The following is a 24,768-nucleotide window of genomic DNA, read 5'->3' as shown; positions in this document are numbered from 1 at the left end:
GGTAATCCTAAGCATAGCTATAACCTGGATGTTCTGAAACAGAATTTTTATCATGATTTATAGTCATGTTTAGGATAGGACGGATGATGGTATGCAGTGGAGAAAGCAATGGGTAATGCGGGGCTGTATGTTTCTGATTATATGTGTGTTAAGCGGTTGTGCACTGGATCGGCAATATACTCCTGAGCAGATTTTTAGAAGAGCTGTTGCAGGAATGGCTGGCAGAGAGAGGATAACGTTTATCGGACAGACTAGAATCAGAACTGACGGCCTGCCTACGACTAAACAGTTTGAATATCGCGGGAAGCTAAAAAATCACGATGAACTGATTATGCACTGGGGATCTGCAGAGGCTTTGCGTAAGCAAGGCGACTATGTAGCACTGAAAGAAGATAAGTCCGAGCCTGGTGTTACACATGAACGGTTTCTTCGTCAAAATGGAAAATGGATTGCGCTGGCATCTGGGGATACTTCTATGGTTCAAAATGGCATGTTAAATCGCTTCAATCCGATTCAGGAGCTTGAGGAATTAAACACACTGAATAAGAGCATTCGTATGGAAAAGGGAGCTGCCCGGGGAACTTGGGTGGTGAGGATTGAACCAGAACCTGCCTCGGCAAAGCGTTGGTTGAAAGAACGTTTAATGGAAGAAATGAATACGTTAAATCCTCAAATCAGGATTTTAAAAACGCAGCAAACAGAAACGAACCAAGAGCTGCAACAAAAGCTAAGCCAAGTATGGAAGGAAAGTTGTGAGGATATGAACAACCAGCTGGAGCACTCCGATGTGCGGACTGTGTACCATTTAACTATAGATCGCCAAACGGGTTTGCCCTTAAAGCTGTCATCGGAATGCCGAATTTCCCGACAGGTTGCGAATGAAGAGCTGCACCAAGAGGCTCTGATAACCAGAGTTGCTTTTGAGGACTACAAGTAACGGAGCGGGCATGATACAATGGAATTTGAATTAACCGTTGTTCAAAAAGAGCGAAATAAAGAAGGAGAGACACTACATGAAAGATCCTAGAATACTTAAGCTGGCGGAAAATCTGGTAGGTTACTCTGTTGAAGTGCAGCCTGGAGAAAATGTATTGATTGAAATGATTGGTACAGAGCGTGACTTGCTTAACGCCATCATTCATGAAGTTGGTAAAAAAGGCGGAAATGTTTTTGTTCAGCTTACAGATCGTAAGGTGCAGAGCGCTATGCTTCGTAATGCGACAAAGGAAATGCTGGAAACTTGGGCTGAAATTGACCTCAACCGGATGAAACAAATGCACTGTTACATCGGAATTCGTGCAGGCGAAAATGTAAATGATCTGTCAGATGTACCGGAAGATAAAATGAAAATGTATAATTCCATTTATCAGCATGCGGTACATAGCGAACAACGAGTGAAACACACAAAATGGGTAGTGCTGCGTTATCCGAATGACAGCATGGCTCAACTGGCCAATATTAGCACTGAAGCATTCGAAGATTTTTATTTCGATGTATGTAACCTGGATTACGCGAAAATGGACAAGGCTCAAGATGCATTGGCAGACCTGATGAACCGGACAGACAAAGTACGGATCAGCGGTCCAGGTACTGATCTGAGCTTCTCTATCAAGCAAATTGGAGCCATTAAGTGTTCGGGTCAATGCAATATTCCGGATGGCGAAGTATATAGCGCGCCTGTACGTGATTCAGTTAACGGAACCATTAGCTATAATGCACAAACCCTATATAATGGAATTACCTTTGAGAATGTTAAATTCCGTTTTGAAAATGGTAAAATCGTGGAAGCGACAAGCAACGATACCAAGCGGTTAAATGATATTCTCGATTCCGATGAGGGAGCACGCTATATTGGCGAGTTTGCCATCGGGTTTAACCCACACATTTTACACCCAATGAAGGATATTCTGTTTGACGAGAAGATTGCAGGTAGCTTGCACTTTACACCAGGTCAAGCTTATGAAACGGCGGATAACGGTAACCGTTCTTCGATTCATTGGGATTTGGTATTGATTCAGCGTCCGGAATATGGTGGCGGTGAAATTTATTTTGATGATGTTTTAATCCGTAAGGACGGTATTTTTGTGCTGCCTGAGCTGGAGCCGTTAAATCCTGAAAACTTGAAATAACGATATCTGTTCTTGCTGAGAAAGCGATTTCAATGTATCATAATGAATGAGCATTGATATATGAAAATCCAGTAAAGCGAGGGATCTCACTATGTCCAACAATAATGCGGCGGTTGTTGAAATTGCACAGACGGCGAGCAAATTCACTTCTTCCATCGTCCTTCATTCCGAAAATAAGTATATTGATGTGAAAAGTATACTGGGCTTGTTTACGACCTTGGTCAGCAGTCACAGTTATGAGCTGCATGTTCACGGGCCTGATGCCGAGGAAGCCAAAAAAGCGATTATTGAGGTGTTCCAGAAGCACGGGCTGCACATTTCAGTAGCCACCTAACTTATTGAGGAAGCAAAAGCATCCCTACCTGTAACTGTAGGGATGCTTTTTTTGTCAGGTTCTTGTATTAGCCTGCAATTTGGTCTAATATTAAGGTTAGGACGTCTTGTGCGACATTGAGACATAGGGGGGAAGAATCCATGACTTCATCTGATTTGCAGGAACAATTGAATATCAAGGCCATTAATCTGCTTCAGGAAGATGCAGATAAAATAAAGAAGCTTATTGAAGTACAGATGGAGAATCTGGCAACCCGTTATTGCCCTCTCTATGAGGAAGTGCTGGATACTCAGATGTACGGATTTTCCAAGGAAGTGGATTTTGCGGTTCGCGCCGGACTTCTTCCGGAAATGGTAGGTAAACAGCTGGTCAGTGAGCTGGAACGCAATCTGGCTATTCTATATGAGGCCATGAATAATAAGGCTAATTAGGAAGACGGTTGAATTGATGAGAGCATGCGAAGTTTGAGAGCATGCTTTTTTTGATGCCGTTTTTTAAAAAGAGGATGAGAGGTTGCTTTTTAGCGTTCACCTTTGCCCTTGAATTTTAACAGCTTACAGGATTATATCGTCTTAAAAATTCAAGGGCAATAGTGATCAGGAGATTAAATAAAACGCGAAGCAATCACTACAATTTAATCTACATTTTAAAACTTTGGAAGCTACACAAGGAAGAAGGATACACCTAACAATACATACACTACCAGCAGCATAAGTCCCTCATACCAGTTGGTTGATCCGTCCTGGGTGATGGATTTGGCGATAAATACAGCGACGGCAATGGCTACCAATTCAATGGTTGTGAAAACAATATTCATCGTGTTTCCCATAAAGTAACTGACAAAAATCAGCACAGGGGCAACGAATAGGGCAATTTGCAAACTGCTGCCGACAGCAATTTCAACAGATGCACCGATTTTGTTCTTCATAGCCAGTAAAATGGCAGCGCTATGTTCGGCCGCATTACCAATAATAGCGACAAGAAATGCACCCACGAACAATTCGCTGAGTCCAAATTGAGTCGTAAATACTTCCAGTGTACCTACCAGCCATTCGCTGACAAAAGCGACCATAACGGTAGCGAGTACCAAATAGGCAATGGATTTATTTCTAGACCATACAGGGGCATGCTCATGCGGCAATTCTTCATCTTTTTGTTCGGTCACGTCAGCTAAATAGTCCTTATGCGTAATCATAGAAAAAATAAGCCAAGCAATATACGCGACAATAAGCGTGCCTGCAACGATAAGACTGAGTGTATCTGACTCGCTATCCGTGATCACATGCGTGTTCAGAAAGACAGCTGGAACGAACAAGGCAATAACAGCCACAATCATCAGGGAGCCACTTAATCCAGCTAGCGATATATTGAAATTTTGTACTTTATATTTCAAACCGCCAGCGAACAGACTCGCTCCGAGCACCAGCAGCAGATTGCCGATGATCGAACCGGTAAGACTGGCCTTTACCATATCGTAAAGACCTTCTTTGACGAGGAAAATGGCGATGATCAGTTCGGCTGCGTTACCAAAGGTGGCATTTAAGAATCCACCTAAACGTTGACCAGCATAATGAGCAACACTTTCAGTCGCTCTACCGAGAAAACCGGCTACGAATACAACAGAAATCGCACAAATAACAAATTGGGCTATGGCATTCCAATGTGTGTAATGAGCGACTGTACTAAGAGCAAATGTCGCTATAAGCAAAGCGGGAGATAACCATTTTTTCAATGAAGAGCACCTCGATATCAATAGTTGTGTACAAGTTTGGTGAATACTGTCACTTGTATGGATTTTCTAAATTAATATACCCAAAATGATATAGGTTGTAAACGAACGATGTTTTTATACGTAAGGTTTGCATTTGGAGTGGCTGAGGCTTTACAATACAAATAAAGGATGGATGAAGGGGGACATAGGTCATGGCAGAGCAAATTCAACAACTGGAAGCAGGAAACATCAAGATTTCCAACGATGTCGTAGGAAAAATTGCCGGGATGGCCGCATTAGAGACACCAGGCATTGCTGCAATGTCAGGCGGCTTATCGGAAGGCTGGGCCAAAAGGCTGAGCGGTAAAAATGTACAAAAGGGCGTATCAGTGGAGGTTGGACAACTGGAAGCTGCCATTGATCTACGTATTATCGTGCTCTACGAAACACCTATTCATGAGGTGTCCCGAATTCTTCAGCAAAATGTGCGAGAAGCCGTCGAAAGTATGACGGGATTGCGGGTCGTGGAAGTGAACGTAAAAGTGGAAGGTGTCGCCTTCAAGGACGATGCAGTGTAATAGACTCATCACATGCTAAATGGACATTTTTCACCAATGGTATAGATGCCGGGAATTCCCTGCGACAATCCGAATAAGAACACGAAAACTGGTGGTTATAAAACGCCAGTTTTCGTTTTGTGAATCTGCTGGATAACATTTTGCAGACGGACCTGTAGTTATATACATATACAAAAAAAGAACTTCCAATGCCACCGTGGTTAGTGGCCATATGGAAGTTCTTTTTTTAGCGGTAACGGTTGGTTCTACGAGTTTGAAAGCGAGTAGGGACTTCATTACGGACAGTTACCCCTGTAGTGCGTTCTTGCACTGCTTGTTTGGTGTTCTCACGAGAAATACTGAGCATGATGCCCATGGAGAACATCATAACAAGCAGGGAGGAACCACCAAAGCTAATAAACGGAAGGGTTACGCCAGTGATTGGAATGGTTTGGGTTACTCCGCCGATATTAATGAAGGCCTGAATGGCGATCAAACCCATGATGCCAGTGCCCACCAACGTTCCGAACGGGTCATGGCAACGCAGAGCAATGAGCATGCCTCGCCAAATGAAATACAAATATAGCATTAGGAAAATGGCTGTTCCGATAAATCCAAACTCTTCACCAATGACAGAAAAGATAAAATCATTAAATGAATTGGGCAAATAATGAAGCTTGATAATGCCTTTACCAAATCCTGATCCGTTTAAGCCGCCTTCGCCAATAGCTTGCAAAGACTGCACCAGATTGTATCCCGTTCCTTGTCTATACTTCTCAGGATCAAGAAAGGCTTGAAAGCGTCCGATTTTATAATCTTGCTTGGCAGCAGTAGCTTGTCCATTTGCGCTTTCGGAATCTCCTCCAAACAATGACCCAATACCAAATACGATGGAAGCGCCTAGCACGAGCAGGATGATTGATGCGGTAATGTGTTTGACGCTGGCTCCCCCGGCATAAATAATCAGGCCACTGGTGGCTACCAAAATAAAGCAGGAGCCTAAATCTGGTTGAAGCATGATGAGTCCTGCGACAGAGCCTACAATGACAGTTACAGGTATGTAGCCAGTCCGCAAATCTCTAAATCGATCTCCTTTTTTGACAATCAGCGCGGATAAGTAAAGAATGATGGAGATTTTTGCAAGTTCCGTTGGCTGGAAGCCAATACTACCAAATCTGAGCCAGCTTTTTGCACCATTCAGAGAGCCTGTAAAAAGAACGATGATTAGCAGTAATATGGTTATGAAAAATAAAGGCACAAAAAGCTTTTTATATTTTTCCATCTTAATATTCATAGCTACCAACATAATGAAGAGTCCAAGTACAGCAAATGCGGCTTGGCGCTTCACAAAATATAAAGAGTCAAAATTGTATTCTTTATTCAGCAGAGCTACGCTGGAGCTGGAGCTAAATACCATGATTACACCGAATCCAACCAGCAATAAAGTGAGGATCAGCAATTGGAAATCCGGTGTCCCTCTTCTTCGAGTCTCCGGCTTCGTATTTCTCATATCAGCTTCCCCCGGTATTCGCCGCAAGGTACATTCCTCGCAGACGTTTATCATTTTATCGTTTATCCATTTTATCATAGTATGTTTGATAGGCTTCTGCAACCATCTGGAGCAACAGATATCACAACAATTCCATATCTGCTACAATAGGATAAAAATAAAGACTTGAGAGAAACGGCGCATACGTGGTAAAGCTGTATGATTTATCGGAAACTTGCCCGATGTTTTAAAAGGAGAGGTGGAACATAATGACACAACAGGCGATGGACCAAACCTGGTTCGATCAATTACAAGAAAACATGGTAGAGTGGCGTAGACATTTACATAAGAATCCCGAAATTTCTTTTCAGGAAAGTAAAACTGCCGCTTTTGTAGCGGATAAGCTAGAAAGCTGGGGATTAGATGTTCGTCGACAGGTAGGGGGACACGGTGTTGTAGGTACCATTCGTGGTGCCAAACCTGGACCTGTTGTTATGTTGCGCGCCGATATGGACGCTCTTCCTATTCAGGATGAAAAGGAGTGTGAATATCGCTCCAGCGTGGATGGGGCCATGCATGCTTGCGGACATGACGGGCATACGTCCGTATTGCTTGGGACAGCTTACTATTACAGTCTGAACCGCGATGAGCTGGAAGGAGAAATCCGATTTTTGTTCCAACCTGCGGAGGAATTGTTGCCTGGAGGTGCAGTCAATGTAATCAAAGATGGTGTACTGGAAGGTGTGGATGTTATTTATGGCATCCATTTATGGACACCATTCTCGGTCGGGACCGCTGCGAGTTGTGCAGGGCCGTTGATGGCGGCGGCCGACGATTTTTATATTGAAATTGCAGGTAAGGGTGGGCATGGTGGTATGCCCCAATCTACAAATGATAGTGTGGTGGCAGGCTCAGCTCTTGTTATGCAACTGCAGAGTATCGTAAGCCGTTCAGTCGACCCGTTAAGGCCTGCTGTGTTGACGGTGGGAACCATCGAAGGGGGCTCTGCGCAAAATATAATTGCGGAAACCTGTCGCTTGAGTGGAACCATTCGTACGTTTGATGAGCAGACCCGGACGGTCATGAAGGAGCGACTGCATGAGGTAACTGAGCTTACAGCAGCAACATATGGGACATCAGCAAAGATTCGTTACATTATGGGATACCCGCCAGTTGTTAATGATGCCCGAGAAGCAGCTCGCTTTTTTAAGGAAGCCAAGCCTGTGTTCGGCGAGGGGAATGTACAGGAAGCGCCGAAGTTGATGCCAGCAGAAGATTTTGCGTATTATTTGGAACGTGTACCAGGTTGTTTTATGTTCATAGGGGCGGGTAATCCGGCCAAAGGAGCAATTTATCCGCACCACCATCCAAAATTTGATTTTGATGAGGATGCCATGATCAACGCAGTTCGTCTGTTTATTTCCATGTCTACCGGGTATGCTGCTGAATGCAAAGAAGGGGCAATTAACGGCTAATACGAGCTAAATTGGGAACGGTCCAATCTGGAGTATGAGCTGAATGAAATGGGGTACCCTACTCTTGAAAAGGAGGGAGTACCCATGAAAAAGGTTCAGGAAGTTATGACTAAAAAATGTGTAACGGTTACCCCGCAGGACAATATTTACGAAATAGCGGTCAAAATGAAAGACAATGATACTGGCTTTATCCCAGTTGTGGAAAGCGAAGGCAGTGATAAGTTGATCGGTGTAGTAACAGACCGTGACCTTGTAATTCGCGGTTACGCAGCTAAAAATTCTGGTTCTGGTTCGGTGGATACGGTAATGACAACAGGTATTCGTACAGCCAGTGCTGACATGTCAGTGGACCAAGCAGCTGAACTGATGGCAGAGCAGCAAATCCGTCGTTTGCCCGTGACGGAAGGAGATCGTCTGATCGGGATTGTTTCGATCGGGGATTTGGCTGTTCGAAATATTTTTGCAGACAATGCTGGAGAGGCGCTTAGCCAAATTTCCGAGCAGGTTCACTAGAAGGATAATAAAGTAGGCACCAGTTTGGGACGGTTTTAATCCCGAGCTTCTGATCAGGAGTTCAACCCGAGTGTGGGTTGGACTCCTTGCTATTCCGGTTGATCTGCGAATAAACGGATAAGCTATTATTATAGAACTTTTGAGTGTCAGGAGGTAGTCATGAATCCAGATCATCCTTGTATTGTACAACGTGATTTTACCGTTTTGCTGGAAATGGGTTTGCCTGATTCGGAATGGGCTCGTTCACAGTTGCAGATTTATGCGGAGCTGGTGAAAAGTCCGTCCGCTTTTCATACATATCACATCACTCCATTGTCGCTCTGGAACGCAGCCGCTCTCGGGTGGAGTGCTGAGGACATTCAAAATAGTTTGCACTCTATGTCCCGTTGGGATATTCCGCGTGATTTGTTGAAGGATATTGAACAGCTTGTTTCTCGTTATGGGACGTTGACGCTGTCACGGGCGAGTGCAAAAGAAGAACAAACTTACGACACAGATACGATTGACGCGCATCGTGATGAGCAAGAGTCAGACAGAGATACAAAGGCGAGGAAAGCCAACACATACACAATAGGTGATCACTTGATCTTGGCAGTAGAGACTCCAACTTTACTGGATGAGCTATTGAACAAGAAAGAGCTAAAACAGCTTGGTTTGCTTCGCACCAATGAGACAAGCGCATCCGTACCGCCCAAAAATCGTGGCTTGCTCAAGCAGGAATTAACTCGCTTGGGATATCCCGTTGTGGATACGGCAGGTTATCTTGAGGGGAATCTGCTTCGTTTTACCTTGGGGAAGGGACAAACGGAGTTGCAGCTTCGTGATTACCAGCTGAAAGCTGCTGATGCATTTGAAGGCACAGACGGCTTAGGGGGGAGTGGTGTACTAGTGCTCCCATGCGGAGCCGGAAAAACAGTGATCGGTATGGCAGTGATGAATCGACTTCAGTGCGAGGTGCTTATTTTAACTTCTAATACTATTTCTGTGCGGCAATGGATCGAGGAACTGAAGCAAAAGACAAATATTCCTGTCGATTCTATTGGGGAATATAGTGGTCAGAAAAAGGAGGTGCGACCGATAACGGTGGCAACCTACCAGATTTTGACGCATCGGCGCACCAAAGACGGAGAGTTTGAACATATGAAACTGCTGAGTGAGCGGAAGTGGGGACTCATTATATATGATGAGGTACATTTGCTGCCTGCGCCAGTATTTCGAGCCACGGCCGATATTCAGGCTACCCGTCGTTTGGGATTAACAGCTACGTTAGTTCGAGAGGATGGGTGTGAGCGGGACGTGTTCTCTTTAATTGGACCCAAACGGTACGATATGCCGTGGAAGGAACTGGAGCGACAGGGTTGGATTGCACAGGTCGATTGTGTAGAACTGCGTTTACCCATGACCGCTGACCTTTTGGAGCAAAGTATGCGTGCTGAAGGCAGACAGCAATACCGAATTGCAGCCGAAAATCCGGCTAAGCTGGAGGCAGTACGCAGTCTGGTGGAGAAACACAAGGGGATACCAACACTTATTATTGGTCAATATTTAGACCAGTTACGTAAATTGGCTCAGGAGCTGGACGTCCCACTGATTACGGGTTCCATGACTCAGAGCGAGCGGGTGCGTTGGTTCGATGCGTTTCGCAAGGGTAATATTCAAACCTTATTAGTATCCAAGGTAGCAAACTTTGCAGTCGATTTGCCGGATGCAGCAGTAGCGATAGAGGTATCGGGTAGCTTTGGCTCCCGTCAGGAAGAGGCGCAGCGACTTGGCCGCATTTTACGACCAAAGCCAGGCGACAATAAAGCTTATTTTTATGCATTAGTGACGGAGAACAGTAAAGAGATGGATTTTGCAGCACGTCGTCAGCTGTTTCTGATTGAACAGGGCTATGAATATGCGATTCGTAGGTTTGATGGGACGATGGCTGGCAGAAGCCAGGAGGATGAGATTGAAGATGGCGGAAAGAAAAAGGAGGCCTAACCAAGGATGGACGTAACGAGTACGCAAGGCAACTGGAATGAGCTTTCAGCGGATGAGCTGCTGGTGCTTAGACGATGCTTTGTCCGGTATGCGGCACAGCCTATGAAGGAAGAGGAGCTTATGCAGCTTACCCAAGGTGCCTTAAGCGGAGTCGAAACAAAACTGGCACTGCATGGGCTTCGCTCTCGGGGGTGGCTGGAGGCAGTCACCAAATCGTGGGGCGAACGGATTTTATATATTCCGGTTGATCGGCTACCCGCTCTGTACGATATGTTGTTAGAGCAAACTCCAATGAATGGGATACATACAGATCATCCGATAACGGTACATGAAGCAATGACAGGACTGGAGTCAGAGTTACTGCATGTGTTGTCACGTATTGCGATACAGGGAGTTCCTTTGACGGCCAAAGGAACCATACATAAACGGTCATTGCAAAAATTGAATGAACTGACCCCCTTTCGTCCGGAGGACCTGGAGGGACTTGGGTTGCATTATGCGCATGCCGAGCTATATCCAGTACAAACGGTGGTAATGATCGATTTACTACTCAGTTTGGGGCTGTTAGTGAAAGAAACAGTGTCTTTTCGCATTCAGGAGGCGGAACTGGCGACATGGATTCGTTTGTCTGTTGGGCAAATGCGGAAGCATATTTTTGACACCCTCATGGAGAGGTACGGCAAGACTAAAGCGCCTATGCAGCATTTTCGCTATATGCTGTGTGCCGTCTCGCAGTATGGAGGAACAGATGGATGGATATCTATTCAGTATCTGCTGCAATGGATGCTTCAGGTAGGATTAATACCGCAGAATAGTTTAAGTGGAGATGATTCTACGAACAGTGCCTTTATAGATATTGTTCCTACAATCGCAAATCTCAAAGGGCTTGCGGACGAGACGGTATCTGATTTTAATTTCAATGGATCTTTTATGGAAGATATAATGGGTTGGTTGAAGGCCCTGACGGCTTTTGGAATGGGGGATTGGGGTCAGACTACATCAGGCGAAATCTGTTTTCGCTGGAATGTCTCTGTGACAGATCTGCTTCGTCCCTATAATGACGAGGATACACATCAAGAACAAGGTGCCTTTTATGTGCAGCCTGATTTTGAAATACTGGTGCCGCCAGATGTCGCATATGATGTGCGCTGGCGATTGGAATGCTGCTGTGAACGTGTGACAGGAGACCGGATGGTAGTGTATCGGATTACCAGAGAGAGTATTACAGAGGCAATCGAGCTGGGCATGGAGGCCAAGGAGATTCCTGCTCTTTTGGACAAGTACAGTCGGACAGGGGTGCCAGAACATGTACGGCTGGCAGTAGAGCAGTGGGCAGGCAATGTCGGACGAACGGCTTTTGCGACGGTAACACTTTTGCGATGCGGTACTCAGGAGGATGCGGACATGGTTGCGCGTCATCCTGCACTTGAAGGATTACTGGAGCGACTCGGCGACAAAGATTTTATGATCCCGGTACACTCTGCTGACAGAATACGAAAAGCGCTTGCTGCAATTGGATTAAGTCCGCGTCTTGAACCGAAAAGTGCGGATGAGCCAGCTCACCATTATCCACTTTTGACGGAGATAGAGAACCTAGATGCAGGCCGTTCCCTATTTTCACAAGAGGGAAGGGCTGGTCTGGTTTACACAGGGCGCACGTTGCATTTTTATGAACAAGAGCACACCCTGCCTGACCCGTCTGGCTATTTTCCAGAAAGGTCTACAGTACCCTCTTCATGGACAAAAGAATGGAGGAGTTACCATACGTCCACTTCCAGGCAGTTGATGGAGCAAGCGATCCGTTGGCAGGCGGCGGTGGGATTGCGAATCAGTGGGAAAGAGGTTAAATGGATACCGGAATCGGTGGTTTCCGGCGATCCCTGGAGTGTCACAGGCTGGTACGCCTCAGGAATGGATGATGAAACGCCTTCTCGTGCGACCTTGCAGCCAAGTGATTGGTCTGATATGAGGCTGTTGGTTCCTTTTACATAGTCGTGTCAGGAAGTGCATGAAACTCCTTCTTCTCAAAAGAAGGATGTGGTATGATAAATGAGTCTACTTTTATTGGGTAGAACTTTATATAAAGTGAGATGACATTCATGAGCGTAGCCGAATTGAACACGGTCAATATGGCAGAAGTGCTTATTAACGCCTATGAATTGGGCGATATGGTCAACCGGTCCTTTGAGGTATCGGATTATTTATATTGGAAGCAGCGTGTGGAATTGAACCCGTCTATTCAGGCGTGTGTACGCAAGCTGGATGCCAAAAAGGAGCTTTTCGCTGAAACGGAGCGTTTTGGGCATTTTCATCCCAACTATCATGAAGCGAAGGACGCAGTGCAGGCCGTTGAACTGGAGCTGGAACAATTTGAGGCTGTTAAGGAGTTCAAGCGGGCCGAAAAGGCGTTGGATGATATGCTTCATGCCATGTCTGAAACGATTGCATATTCCGTGTCCGAGACCATTAAGGTGCCGAGCAACGACCCAAATGTGAAAAAGGGCGGATGCGGCAGCGGAGGGAAATGCTCCTGCGGATAGGCCATAGGAATGATACGGAGGGGAGATGAAGCGAATGTTTGCCGAGCGGACAGGGTACATCATTTGGGTAAGCGATATCAAGGCTGCCCGCAATCTGGAGAAATACGGAAATGTCCACTATATTTCAAAGCGTATGCATTATGTAGTTATATATATGAATGCGGATCGGGCAGAGGACACCGTTAAAAATATTCGCAGACTTTCCTATGTACGTAAGGTTGAGCGCTCTTTCCGAAATGAGATTAGGACGGAGTACAACGACGATAAGGAAAAGATGAAAGAATATGAAATATAAGCTTTGATTGTCTGTACATTCAAATTTCTTGAAAAAGGTCAGCCTACGGGCTGGCTTTTTTTTGTGAAGCCAGGACTTTTGCATACTAATCTTAATGCTGTTAGACCTAAAAATTCTTTAAAAAACACCCATAAACTTCAATTTTGTAACTTGTAGTCCCGGGTCTGTTGAGGTAACATATGAATATATTGGTAGATATAAAGACCTATCTGGTGGGGAGAGTGATCCCGTGCGTGACAAGGCAATGCAGCGATGGAGTACATACGAACCGTTCTACGTGGAGATGGGCGATAAGAAAGTCGCCGATATCGTGATTACAAATCATGCGAAAACACGTTATTTAGATCGGGTAGAGCAGAAACAGTCCGAGACGAATCATATCGCCGCCTGGCTTTGGGAGTGCCTGAAGCAAAACAGGATGGAGTCCTACTATCATAATGAAGAGGATGTATATTTAATTGATGGTGATCTGGTCGTTGTCGCCGAATTTGGTGAGTTGCCAGGTGAGATGGACATTGCGGGGAATCCGCTTCATAAGATGATTATTATTACCTTTTTGGGTCGGATGTCAGAGACTATCGAATTAAGGGACTTGAAGTCCTACTATTCATGGCTACGCCATTCACGGCGCATGACACTGATGAAAAGCACTCGTAAGCAAAAATAGACGGTGATTTGACGGACGGTTCCATTAGAAAGCGTGCTCATTGACACCGTCGAGTTTGAGTAGAAGTATGCAGTTATCAGCTGCATGCTTTTTTATTTTGCAAGCATATAACTCCCCATTTCGGTAAGTTTACTCGGTAATTGTTCGCCAGACGTTTTTCTTATGTTAAAATAAGAAGATCAGAGGGAGAGGGCTGGTCAGTATGAACTTTCATCAGCTGCACATTTTTTATACCGTAGCGGAGCGCGGAAGCTTCTCGGCGGCGGCGCAAGCGCTGCATATGACGCAACCTGCGGTGACGATGCAAATTCAGTCTTTGGAAGATTATTTTGGTACGAAGCTGTTGCACCGATCGACTAAAAAAATTGAGCTTTCGGAGGCAGGAGCGACATTACTGCCTTTTGCAAAAAGAAGTATGCAACTGATCAGGGAAGCTGACGAAGCGATGTCTGCTTTTACTCACATGCTGGAGGGAAGATTGCATATTGGTGCCAGCCTAACGATTGGTGAATACATTGTGCCAAGAATGTTGGGACCGTTTGGTCAGGAGTACCCTCACATACGTATGGCAATGAATGTAATGAATACGACTCAAATTATGGATGATATACTAAAGCACCAGTTGAATTTAGGGCTGATTGAGGCCCCGGTTCAACACCCGGATATTGTGGTAGAATCTGTGATGCAGGACGAACTGAAGCTGATTGTTCCTTCGAGGCATGTGCTGGCCAAGGCCAAAAAAGTAGTTTTAGAAGATGTATTCAAGCATCCCTTTGTAGCCAGAGAAAAAGGTTCTGGTACACGCCAAGTCATAGAAGACGGGCTGAAAAATCGTGGTGCGGATGCCTCTCGACTTGATATTGTAATGGAGATGGGCAGCACTGGAGCGGTCAAATCAGCGGTAGAGGCAGGACTGGGGATTACTATGCTGTCACCTTCTTCAGTCAAACATGAGGTTGCGCTCGGGTTATTGAAAATTGTAAATATTTCAGATATTACCTTCAAACGAGAATTTTATGCAATTCATTTGAAATCAGCGTTGTTGCCGATCCCGGTAGTAACTTTTCTGTCTTACTTGCGTCGTCATGATCAGGGAATGGACGTATTCGAGGACTCGTAGGACAAGCTTTAGAGATGAAGAGGAGGAGAATCTGCATGATGAAGGAACAGAATAATTTGCAACGATATGATCTACATACACACACCCAAGCATCTGACGGTATGCAATCACCTGCTGATAATGTGCGCTGGGCGAAGGAAAAAGGGCTGGCCGGTGTGGCTATTACAGATCATGATACGGTGGCCGGTTTGGAGGAAGCCTTGGAGGAGGGAAGACGCATTGGGATGACCGTGGTGCCGGGTGTGGAAATCAGTACACGTGCTGGCGGCAAAGATATTCATATATTAGGTTATTTTATGGATTACCGTAATAAAATGTTTTTGGAACGGTTGGAAAAGCTGAGACAGGCGCGGGATACCCGTAATGATTTGATTTTGAGTCAATTGCGTAGCTTGGGCGTGGAAATCACGCTAGATGAGGTGGTGGCTACAATGGGCAGACCACTAGCGCCGGATGAAAGCATTGGACGTCCGCATATGGCAGATACCCTGGTTCAAAAAGGTTACGCGAAGGACATGCGGGATGCGTTTGATCGTTACTTGGCAGAAGGTGCGCCCGGATACGTGTCTGTACCCCGTATAGAGCCTGCGGAGGCTATAAACTGGATTCGTGAAGCAGGAGGAGTGCCTGTAGTGGCCCACCCTGGCTTGTATGGAAATGACGAACTGGTGTGCTCCATTATAGAGGCAGCGAAGCCTGTAGGGTTGGAGGTGCGCCATTCGGATCATGATGCTGAGGCCGAGAGACGATATACTGCAATGGCGCTGCATTATGGGCTTATCGCAACGGGCGGCTCGGATTTTCACGGTGCACGCCAAGGTGTGATTTTCCACGGCGATCTGGGTAGCCGTAGTGTGGACGGTCAGGTCGTCGAGGAGTTGAGAAAGGCTGCTGTTGGACAAAAGTAATGAAAAAGCCCCTTGCCTACCGCATGAAAACACAGAAGTGTACCGTGCAAAGGACAAAGGGCTTTTTATGTGGATTCCATATGCTAGTGGAACCTAGCCGTTTTTGATGCGATTCGGCAGCTTTTTGACCAGTTCCTCATCAGGTGTGATAAAGAGCGTACGCTGATGATCGTAGATGACAAAGCCGGGCTTCGCTCCGCTGGGCTTGCGTACATGTCGAATCAAGGTGGCGTCTACAGGTACGCTGCTGGACTGCTTGGCTTGGCTGAAATAGGCAGCCAGCTGAGCTGCTTCCTCCAACGTCGCGTCTCCGAATTTCTCGGCACGAATAACGACGTGTGACCCTGGGATATCCTTTGTATGCAACCACGTGTCATTGGGTCCGGCCAGTCGGTTGGTCACATATTCATTCTGCAAGTTATTTTTGCCAACCAGTAGCTCGATGCCTTCGGATGATGTATATACATGCAAGGTCGGACGGTCATTTTTCTTCTTTTTCTTTCCTTTTTTAACCCGATCTCTAAGATAGCCCTGCTGAACCAGTTCTTCACGTATTTCCTCAATGTCGTTGATAGAGGCATGGGCTAGCTGCTGAAGAAGATTGTCCATATAACGAATTTCATCGTGCGTCTTCTCTAGTTGCTCGTCAATAACAGCCAGGCTGTTTTTATATTTGTTGTACTTTTTAAAATAACGCTGTGCATTATCTGAAGGGTTGAGCAGCGGGTCCAATGGAATGGTGATCGCACTTTGTTCCTCGTCATAAAAGTTAGTGAGTGTTACTTCCTTGTCACCCTTTTTTACCTCATGAAGTGAAGCGAACAGCAGCTCTCCGTAAATCCGAAATTGATCGGCATCTTCTGCTTCGGCCAAATCTTGATGGAGATGATCGAGTTTTTTTACGTTTTTGCTCCGCTCGTTTTGCAGAAACCGCAGTAGGTCGCTAACCTTTTGCTTAACCGTGTCCCTTTCTGCCTTTTCACCGAAAAAGTCCTCCATACACTCACTGATGGAAGCGTATTCCTTACGTTCTCCTTGGATCAACGTCAGTGGGATGGCTGAAAATATTACTTTATCTTGTGCGTTCAGTCCAGATACCGGCTGAAAATGATGATTCCGCACGTCATCCATGATGTCACTGAATGCCCTCCACAGTCGACGATCCTTGTCACCAGAAGCTTCTTCACTAGATGCTCGGATTAGTATCTCTTCAGCAATGAGGGGACTAAGTCCGGTAAAAGTGTTCACGATCCAGCGTTTGGGAGCTTCTTCCGCCTCAATGGCTGCTTGATACGAGGAAAAGAAGGCTGCTTCTTCGACTTCTAGTGGATCTAGCTTGTTTTGTTCAGGAGGCTCTGTGTATTGAAAGCCTGGCATAACGACCCGATAGCTGCTGATAGAGGGTGTGACATGATGAATGCCATCCAGCATCACACCTGTTTCCGGGTCAAGCAAAATAATGTTGCTATGTCTACCCATTACTTCAATAATAATGCGCTTAAATGAAATATCCCCCAGTTCATCACGCTGACGTATATCCATATGAATTATGCGCTCCATGCCCACCTGCGTGATGTTCTCAATAATGCCTCCTTCGCAATGTTTGCGAAGAAGCATACAAAACATGGGAGCTTCTGTCGGATTGAGAAAGCTTTGTTCTGTAAAATGTACACGCGGAAATGTCGGATTAGCCGACAGCAACAGTTTTACACTCCCACCTTGTACCCGCAGGTTCAGCACGATATCGCGTTCGTTTGGCTGATGTATTTTATTAATGCGCCCGCCCCGGATGGCTTGCAGTTCGTGTACGATAGCGCGGGTTACGATTCCGTCCAATGCCATAATGTATGTTCTCCTTTGAAGCAAATGTATTTTCGCCTTCCTTCTATGATACATAACTTTGGGACAAAACTTAAGCGGCTTTGTGATATTTCGAGTCCTGTCCGAATAGATTGAATCAAGAAAGTCTGTCCAGCATATCAGCAATCGTGGCACAAAAATATAATAACGGGCAGCCATCCTACGCACAACCGACGGAAACGGACTATCTGACCGGGAGGGAATTGGGGAGAATGGAACAAGCACACTGGCACCAATTAAGCAATGAACAGCTTTCAACTAGTCTGGAAGTCGACCCGAAGCAGGGTCTTTCGGAGGAGCAGATTGCGGAACGAAGAGAAAGGACGGGATGGAATGAGCTGAGCGAGGGCAAGCGTGTTTCGGCAATTTTGCTGCTGCTCAACCAGTTCAAGGATTTTATGATGCTTGTATTGATGGGAGCGACCCTGATATCTGGCCTACTCGGTGAGTATTTGGACGCGATTACCATTATTGCTATCGTTGTGCTAAATGGAATTCTCGGCTTTGTGCAGGAATTCAGAGCTGAACGTTCATTGCGAGCTTTAAGACAGCTTTCTGCTCCAACCGCCAAAGTGTTGCGAGGCGGTAAACGAGTACATGTTCAGGCCAGAGAGCTGGTTGTGGGCGATATCGTGCTGCTGGAAAGTGGTGATCGTATCCCTGCAGATGTAAGGTGGTTGAGTACAAATGGCTGTGATGTCGAGGAGTCTGCCCTGACAGGTGAATCGGTTCCGGTGAGTAAGCATTGCCGCCCTATTCATGCGGCTGAAGTACCTCTTGGGGACCAAAAGAACATCGGTTTTATGGGTACCATGATGACCAGAGGCACCGCACAAGGCGTGGTCATTCGCACAGGCATGACTACCGAAATGGGGAAGATCGCAGACTTGATCGAAAATACGGAGTCGCAAGAGACACCGTTGCAGCACAGACTGGAGCAATTGGGAAAAATCTTGATTATCGTGGCGTTAGCGCTAACCGTGCTCGTGGTGGTAGCGGGCATTTTGCATGGTCAGCCAGCTATGAATATGTTTTTGGCCGGCGTGAGCTTGGCTGTGGCAGCTATACCAGAAGGATTGCCAGCGATTGTAACCATTGCCCTCGCTTTGGGTGTACAGCGTATGATCAAACGCAAGGCCATTGTGCGCAAGCTGCCTTCCGTTGAGACGCTCGGCTGTGCGTCTGTCATTTGCTCTGACAAAACGGGCACACTGACCCAAAATAAAATGACAGTCACCAAGCTTTGGCTGGATGGTCGTTTCTGGGGAGTTACAGGGGAAGGTTATGATCCACACGGTCATATTATGGACAGGGATCTTCCGGCCGACCTAAAAAACGGACAATCCTTGCGTAGATTGCTGCAAGCCAGTGTACTTTGTAACAATGCGGAAATTGTTCAAGCTGACATAGATGAGCTGCGTTCGAAAAAGAAAACCAAAGAGCCGACGCCTTCCGCTGTGTGGGAGCTAAAAGGTGATCCGACAGAAGGAGCGCTGGTCACGTTAGCTGCCAAGGGCGGAGTCACGCGACAAGGCCTATATGAACTGTATACACGGGAGCGAGAATTCCCTTTTGACTCGGATCGGAAGCGGATGTCGGTACTCGTACGCCACCAGGGAGGACATATTGTATTTGCCAAAGGAGCGCCGGACGTGCTACTGGGTCAGTGCTCTTACATTTTATGGGAAGGGAATGTCGTTCCGCTAACGGGTACGCTGCGCCAAAAGGTATTGGCAGCCAACGAAGGTATGGCATCAGAGGCGCTGCGTGTACTTGGTGTCGCTTACCGTGACATCCGCTCGCATGAACGTGTCTCTACGGCTGAGGAGGCTGAAGAACAGCTGGTTTTTATCGGCCTGACCGGCATGATTGATCCGCCACGCCGCGAGGTTCGCGAGGCCATCGGCAAGTGCCGTCGTGCTGGCATTCGCACCGTGATGATTACGGGTGATCATGGCACAACTGCGGAGGCCATTGCACAGCAGCTGGGCATTCTCCAACGCGGCTCACATGTGTTGACGGGACAGCAATTGACTCTCATGGATGATGCGGCGTTGGATAACGTTGTGGATACCGTCTCCGTGTATGCGCGGGTGTCGCCGGAACACAAGCTGAGAATCGTCAAGTCGCTGCAAAGACGCGGACATGTCGTAGCTATGACCGGAGATGGCGTCAATGACGCACCAGCGATTAAGGCATCGGATATCGGTATTGCCATGGGCATTACAGGAACAGACGTGACCAAAGAAGCAGCTGCACTTGTACTGAGTGACGATAATTTCTCAACGATTGTAGCGGCAATTGAGGAAGGCCGAAATATTTACGAGAATATCCGTAAATTCATCCGTTATTTACTCGCCTCCAATGTTGGTGAAATTTTGACGATGTTCTTTGCCATGATGGCTGGGCTGCCGCTGCCTTTGCTGCCTATTCAGATTTTATGGGTAAATCTGGTGACTGACGGTTTGCCGGCGATGGCTCTGGGTGTGGATCAGCCGGAAAAGGATCTTATGGAGCATAAGCCTCGTGGCGCAAAGGAAAATATTTTTGCTCGTCGACTGGGCTGGAAAATCATTAGTCGCGGTCTGTTGATCGGCTTATGTACACTTGCGGCCTTTTGGCTGACATTACGGATTGCTCCGAATGATGCAGGGCAATTGATCAAAGCACAGTCGGTTGCATTTGCTACGTTAGTGCTGGCGCAGTTAATTCATGTATTTGATTGCCGCAGCTCCCGTTCCGTTTTCCACCGTAATCCGTTTCAAAATAGTTATCTCGTGCTTGCCGTACTGTCCTCCGTCGTACTGATGCTGGTTGTAATGTATGTGCCTGTGCTGCAGCCTATTTTCAAAACGGTACCCCTTGGTTTACGTGAATGGGCACTATCTATTGTCGCAGCTGGAATTCCAACGTTCCTGATGGGAGCGGGAAGTGTATGGGGCGGTCGACGTAACCGTCGGCACGGCGGAAATACACACTTTTCAGCGGGACGTACAAAGTTTTCAGCCTAGAATTTGAGTCATGTATATCACATCGCTTTCCCGCTTTTGCCCTGTATGATATTATGGGATCAAAGCTTCAAGAGGAGCATGAGATCAGCAGCAACGGCGGGGGGAAGCTATGGAATTCACTAAAATGAATGGTCTGGGTAATGATTTTATCGTTTGGTACGGGCATCAGGAATTGCCGTCTGACGCCTCGGAATTAGCTGTTCGGCTATGTGATCGACATTTTGGTATTGGCGCCGATGGATTGGTATATATATTGCCGTCTGACAAGGCAGATTTTCGCATGCGTATCATTAACTCGGACGGCTCGGAGGCCGAGCAATGCGGTAACGCTATTCGTTGTGCTGCCAAATACGTGTATGACCGTAAGCATATCAACCGTGAACAGATTACGATCGAGACGCTGGGTGCAGGTGTGCAGCAGGTTGAACTGACTGTTGAAAACGGAACTGTACGAATGGTGAAGGTAGATATGGGAGAGCCAATTCTGGAAGGGTTGAAAATTCCAACTACACTCGATCTGACTAACGTAATTGATGAGCCCATTGAAGCTGGAGGAAGTGGTTTTCGCTTTACGGCTGTATCTATGGGAAATCCGCACTGTGTCATTTATGTTGAGGATGCGCCTAGCTTTGATCTGGAGGCCTGGGGGCCGAAGCTGGAGTGTCATCCATTGTTCCCTAAAAAAACAAATGTTGAATTCGCCACGGTACGAAGTCGGAAGCATATAGATATGAGGGTATGGGAGAGGGGAGCTGGACCTACGCTAGCCTGTGGAACCGGAGCCTGTGCTACGCTTGTTGCTTCTGTACTAAATGGATACAGCGACCGCCGCGCCATGGTAAGCCTAAAGGGCGGCGATCTGGATATCGAATGGAGCGAGGATGATAATCACATTTATATGACAGGGCCGGCTGAGATTGTGTTCGAAGGTCGTATATAGAAGTGAGGGTGAAGAAGACCTTAGCAGGTCTTCTTTTTTTGCCCTTTTATGCCGCTGTTTACTGGGAAAATGGTGAACAGAGCGATATTCTGTCTTTTTTTGACGCCTGAACGATGTATAATATAGAAAATGAGAAAACGATAAGGAGGCCGTTCATAGTGCGGAAATTTCGTTGGGTATCAGCAATTGCAATCCTCATTCTTATAGCCACCGCGCTTCCGGTTCAAGCGGCGGCTATTCCTGCTGCCACAGAAACGACGGACAAGCAGGTTGGTTCGCTAACTCCGACAGTCGTAAGCCGTTTAGAAAAAGCAGTGCAAGAACTTATCGGTTCAAAAACTGCATTTCAATTTGACGATGTAACGGATATGGGGAAAACCTGGATTGTCGAGGGTGAATTGGAAGATGGAACAGCTACGTTACAGACAGAATATAATAAAGAGAAAAACAGAGTAGATTCTACAACCATACGATATAAAATAAGTAGTTTGGGAAAGGCGATGAACGCGCCACTCAAGGCAAAAGTATTAAACAGTGCCAAAGCGTTTGACAGCAAGCGTCCCTTGCAATTTGAAGCATTCTGGCGGGTCAAATCCCCTTATCAGACCAACAAGCCTTCAAATTACTGGGTATTCTGGGGTGCAGGAGAAAAAGCCTCCTCATTGTATGTAGATGTGGATCAAGGTAATGCTATTACTGTCAATGCGGACTATGCACTGAAGCAGGTGGATCCTGTGTTACTGAACCGTGCAATGAACACATTTAAGCGAGTGAGTGGACAGCGAATCACAGTGCAGCATGTCTCACGGTACAAGGATGAGAAAAAGGGGCTTTCTTATTGGTCGTTCGAGGATGCAAGCGAGGCGAATGAGGTCAAAATTGGTGCGGTAACGGGCAAAGTACTGACTGTGTCCACCCCTGGGATGGACTGGGATGATGACGCAGATTTCAAAAAATCTTTTGCAAGTCCAAAATATACTGCCGCCGAAGCATTGAAGTTGGTCAAGCCTAAGGTTCAGTTGTTGTTTAATATCAATGTGTCCGGCTATAAAGTGAAAGTTCAAGGAAATCAATATACGTTCTCCAAGCAGCAAAAGGGGACGGATTCTATTGTGGCTAAAGTAAATAAAAAAGGGACTTTTTACGAGTTTTCTCTCCATTCTTCTGATGGGAAAATGCAATGAAAATGTAGTGGGAAATAGAAAATGATCAATCAAGTTGCTTCACTCCTGATATCATATTGTCGGGACGTGAGGCGGCTTTTTTTGTTTTTGGCTTATGTTTGTAGTCTCTTTATGTTACATTAGTATGAAAATAAAGAGCGGGGTGGAGCAGAGGACATGAAACCGGATTTGCGTACTGTGCTGAATCGTGAAATTATTGTCGGAGACGGCGCTATGGGGACTTTTTTGTCCCAGCTAGGATTTCCAGTAAATACGTCTTACGAAGAACTGAACATTACTTCGCCTGGCGTCATATCAGACGTGCATGGTCAGTATTTAAATGCAGGAGCACGATTGCTGGAGACGAATACATTCTCTGCAAATGATTATAAATTAGCCCGCTTTGGATTGGAATCTAAGGTAGAAGAAATCAATCGTGCTGGTGTGAGGATTGCCAGGGCTGCGGCTGGACCCGAACATTATGTAGTAGGTGCGGTCGGTTCCATATGCGGAGGCAAACGCCTCAGCATATCCAAGCTAGAGCTGTCAAGAAACTACGAACAGCAGATTGATGCTCTTCTGTCCGAAGGGGTTGACGGCATTTTATGCGAAACGTTTTATTCACTAGACGAAATGCGCATTGCGCTTCACAGTGTACGTAAATACAGTGACATTCCGGTAATTTGTCAATTTGCGGTTGACCAAGTTGGTCGTACCCAAGATGGGTTTTTAGTGGCACAAGCCTTTTCAACACTGCGTAGTGAAGGAGCTGACATCCTCGGGTTTAACTGTCACTCCGGTCCGCAGGGAATTATGAGTGTAATGGAGCAACTGGACGGTCCCTTGTCTGTACCACTGTCTGTATATCCGAATGCGGGATTGGCAGATTATGTGGACGGTCACTATGTATACGGTGCATCACCTGAATATTTCGGAGAATGTGCCACGTCCTTTGTAGATCTCGGTACGAGGTTGATTGGTGGTTGCTGCGGAACGACACCAGACCATATTGCTGCTATTTCCAAAGCTTTAAACAATTTGAAACCACCCCCGTTGGCTCCAAAAGAAACCTTTTCGACGGAAGTCATTCATGTGGTGGAGCAGACAGCAGATGAAGGGGGACGAGGAAATGGCAGACATACCAGCGAACCCAACATTGTGGATCTGGTTAAGGAACGGCATACGGTCATTGTAGAGCTGGACCCTCCGCGAGATCTCGACATTACCCGGTTTATGCAAGGTGCGCATGCCTTGAAGAAAGCCGGAGCCGATGCACTTACACTTGCTGACAATTCGCTTGCAGTCACTCGTATGAGCAATATGGCGCTTGGGCATCTGGTTAGTATTGAAACAGGCTTGCGTCCATTAATTCATATCGCATGTCGTGACCGTAATCTGATTGGTACGCAATCCCACATGATGGGTTTTGACGCACTGGGTATTGACCATGTACTGGCGGTTACTGGAGATCCAGCGCGGTTCGGTGATTTACCAGGCGCCAGTTCGGTGTATGATATGACATCGTTTGAAATCATACGCATGATCAAGCAACTAAATGATGGTGTCGCATTTTCTGGTAAGCCACTCAAGCAGAAAGCTAATTTTGTGGTGGGAGCTGCTTTTAATCCAAATGTTAAGCATTTGGGGAAAGCCGTACAGCGGTTGGAAAAGAAAATTGCCTCCGGGGCCGATTATATTATGACCCAGCCTGTTTACGATCCCGAGCTGATTACAGCCATCGCAGAACAGACACGGCATTTGGAGATACCGATTTTTATCGGTATTATGCCGCTGGCTAGTGGCCGCAATGCAGAATACTTGCACAATGAAGTCCCAGGCATTCAGCTATCCGATGAGGTGCGTGCACGCATGTCGGGGCTGGAAGGCCCGGAAGGACGAGCTATGGGCGTGTCTATTGCCAAGGAGCTGCTTGATACGGCCATGGAACATTTTAATGGGATCTATTTCATGACTCCTTTCATGTTCTATGAAATGACAGCTGAGCTGACTTCATATGTGTGGCAAAAATCAGGCCGAGCACAGGCCCCCTTGTTTCGACTATAATAATCAATT

At 46.4% G+C, this 24,768-nt stretch carries 21 protein-coding genes; 18 read left to right on the top strand and 3 right to left on the bottom strand.

Annotation, left to right across the window (positions count from 1 at the left end; translation table 11 throughout):
- The first annotated feature begins 115 nt into the window (after positions 1-115).
- The 4 genes from OIU26_RS02555 to OIU26_RS02540 all read left to right on the top strand — a co-directional run bounded on the left by OIU26_RS02555 (position 116) and on the right by OIU26_RS02540 (position 2,894).
- A complete protein-coding gene (locus OIU26_RS02555) occupies positions 116-937 on the top strand; it encodes a hypothetical protein (protein WP_264216256.1) in 822 nt (273 codons plus the stop codon).
- A 76-nt stretch (positions 938-1,013) separates the two neighbouring features.
- Positions 1,014-2,129, top strand: a complete 1,116-nt coding sequence (locus tag OIU26_RS02550; RefSeq protein WP_013371870.1) for an aminopeptidase — start codon at positions 1,014-1,016, stop codon at positions 2,127-2,129.
- 91 nt (positions 2,130-2,220) lie between these two features.
- Positions 2,221-2,463: an HPr family phosphocarrier protein gene (locus tag OIU26_RS02545; protein ID WP_013371869.1), complete on the top strand. Its 243-nt coding sequence runs from the start codon at positions 2,221-2,223 to the stop codon at positions 2,461-2,463.
- Between the two features lie 140 nt (positions 2,464-2,603).
- Positions 2,604-2,894 (top strand): YlaN family protein, encoded by a 291-nt coding sequence (locus OIU26_RS02540; RefSeq protein ID WP_007431028.1) that lies wholly within the window; start codon positions 2,604-2,606, stop codon positions 2,892-2,894.
- A 230-nt stretch (positions 2,895-3,124) separates the two neighbouring features.
- On the opposite strand, the gene cax is transcribed toward OIU26_RS02540, so the two are convergent.
- On the bottom strand, positions 3,125-4,195 hold the full coding sequence (gene cax, locus OIU26_RS02535) for a calcium/proton exchanger (protein WP_264215849.1): 1,071 nt from the start codon (positions 4,193-4,195) through the stop codon (positions 3,125-3,127).
- Positions 4,196-4,386: 191 nt separating this feature from the next.
- On the opposite strand from cax, the gene OIU26_RS02530 reads away from it, so the two are divergent.
- Entirely contained in the window at positions 4,387-4,752 is a 366-nt protein-coding gene (locus OIU26_RS02530) for an Asp23/Gls24 family envelope stress response protein (protein ID WP_013310912.1), read from the top strand.
- Positions 4,753-4,978: 226 nt separating this feature from the next.
- Here OIU26_RS02530 and ftsW read toward each other — a convergent pair whose 3' ends face one another.
- Positions 4,979-6,241 carry a putative lipid II flippase FtsW gene (ftsW, locus tag OIU26_RS02525; RefSeq protein WP_040103401.1) on the bottom strand — a complete coding sequence of 421 codons (1,263 nt, stop codon included), beginning with the start codon at positions 6,239-6,241 and terminating at the stop codon, positions 4,979-4,981.
- A gap of 248 nt (positions 6,242-6,489) precedes the next feature.
- On the opposite strand from ftsW, the gene OIU26_RS02520 reads away from it, so the two are divergent.
- The 9 genes from OIU26_RS02520 to OIU26_RS02480 all read left to right on the top strand — a co-directional run bounded on the left by OIU26_RS02520 (position 6,490) and on the right by OIU26_RS02480 (position 15,721).
- Positions 6,490-7,695, top strand: coding sequence for a M20 family metallopeptidase (locus OIU26_RS02520; protein WP_264215848.1), 1,206 nt, complete (start codon positions 6,490-6,492; stop codon positions 7,693-7,695).
- A gap of 84 nt (positions 7,696-7,779) precedes the next feature.
- Positions 7,780-8,208, top strand: coding sequence for a CBS domain-containing protein (locus OIU26_RS02515; protein ID WP_013371865.1), 429 nt, complete (start codon positions 7,780-7,782; stop codon positions 8,206-8,208).
- 159 nt (positions 8,209-8,367) lie between these two features.
- Positions 8,368-10,191, top strand: a complete 1,824-nt coding sequence (locus OIU26_RS02510) for a DNA repair helicase XPB (RefSeq protein WP_264215847.1) — start codon at positions 8,368-8,370, stop codon at positions 10,189-10,191.
- Positions 10,192-10,197: 6 nt separating this feature from the next.
- The gene (locus tag OIU26_RS02505) at positions 10,198-12,183 is read left to right on the top strand and encodes a helicase-associated domain-containing protein (RefSeq protein WP_264215846.1); all 1,986 of its coding nucleotides are present in this window, start codon (positions 10,198-10,200) and stop codon (positions 12,181-12,183) included.
- A gap of 107 nt (positions 12,184-12,290) precedes the next feature.
- Complete coding sequence (locus OIU26_RS02500; protein WP_013371862.1) at positions 12,291-12,731, top strand: YlbF family regulator; 441 nt, start codon at positions 12,291-12,293, stop codon at positions 12,729-12,731.
- A gap of 34 nt (positions 12,732-12,765) precedes the next feature.
- Entirely contained in the window at positions 12,766-13,026 is a 261-nt protein-coding gene (locus OIU26_RS02495; RefSeq protein WP_017427798.1) for a YlbG family protein, read from the top strand.
- A gap of 229 nt (positions 13,027-13,255) precedes the next feature.
- Complete coding sequence (locus tag OIU26_RS02490; RefSeq protein WP_013371860.1) at positions 13,256-13,693, top strand: hypothetical protein; 438 nt, start codon at positions 13,256-13,258, stop codon at positions 13,691-13,693.
- 202 nt (positions 13,694-13,895) lie between these two features.
- A complete protein-coding gene (locus tag OIU26_RS02485) occupies positions 13,896-14,813 on the top strand; it encodes a selenium metabolism-associated LysR family transcriptional regulator (RefSeq protein WP_264215845.1) in 918 nt (305 codons plus the stop codon).
- A 38-nt stretch (positions 14,814-14,851) separates the two neighbouring features.
- Entirely contained in the window at positions 14,852-15,721 is an 870-nt protein-coding gene (locus tag OIU26_RS02480) for a PHP domain-containing protein (protein ID WP_264216255.1), read from the top strand.
- Between the two features lie 93 nt (positions 15,722-15,814).
- Here the strand turns inward: OIU26_RS02480 and OIU26_RS02475 are convergent, their stop codons facing one another.
- Positions 15,815-17,563 carry an NFACT family protein gene (locus tag OIU26_RS02475; RefSeq protein WP_264215844.1) on the bottom strand — a complete coding sequence of 583 codons (1,749 nt, stop codon included), beginning with the start codon at positions 17,561-17,563 and terminating at the stop codon, positions 15,815-15,817.
- Positions 17,564-17,793: 230 nt separating this feature from the next.
- Between OIU26_RS02475 and OIU26_RS02470 the strand changes: the two genes are divergently transcribed.
- From OIU26_RS02470 to OIU26_RS02455, 4 genes are all read left to right on the top strand, one after another.
- Complete coding sequence (locus OIU26_RS02470; protein WP_264216254.1) at positions 17,794-20,592, top strand: calcium-translocating P-type ATPase, SERCA-type; 2,799 nt, start codon at positions 17,794-17,796, stop codon at positions 20,590-20,592.
- A 109-nt stretch (positions 20,593-20,701) separates the two neighbouring features.
- Positions 20,702-21,532: a diaminopimelate epimerase gene (dapF, locus tag OIU26_RS02465; protein ID WP_264215843.1), complete on the top strand. Its 831-nt coding sequence runs from the start codon at positions 20,702-20,704 to the stop codon at positions 21,530-21,532.
- A 158-nt stretch (positions 21,533-21,690) separates the two neighbouring features.
- Positions 21,691-22,716, top strand: coding sequence for a hypothetical protein (locus tag OIU26_RS02460; RefSeq protein ID WP_264215842.1), 1,026 nt, complete (start codon positions 21,691-21,693; stop codon positions 22,714-22,716).
- A 156-nt stretch (positions 22,717-22,872) separates the two neighbouring features.
- Entirely contained in the window at positions 22,873-24,759 is a 1,887-nt protein-coding gene (locus tag OIU26_RS02455; RefSeq protein ID WP_137078830.1) for a bifunctional homocysteine S-methyltransferase/methylenetetrahydrofolate reductase, read from the top strand.
- Positions 24,760-24,768 lie beyond the last annotated feature (9 nt).

Origin of the sequence: Paenibacillus sp. BT-177 (assembly GCF_025846815.2) — a bacterium.
Lineage (GTDB): Bacteria > Bacillota > Bacilli > Paenibacillales > Paenibacillaceae > Paenibacillus > Paenibacillus polymyxa_C.
The sequence above is the reverse complement of the archived record's forward strand: the minus strand, read 5'-3'. Positions and strand labels throughout refer to the sequence as shown.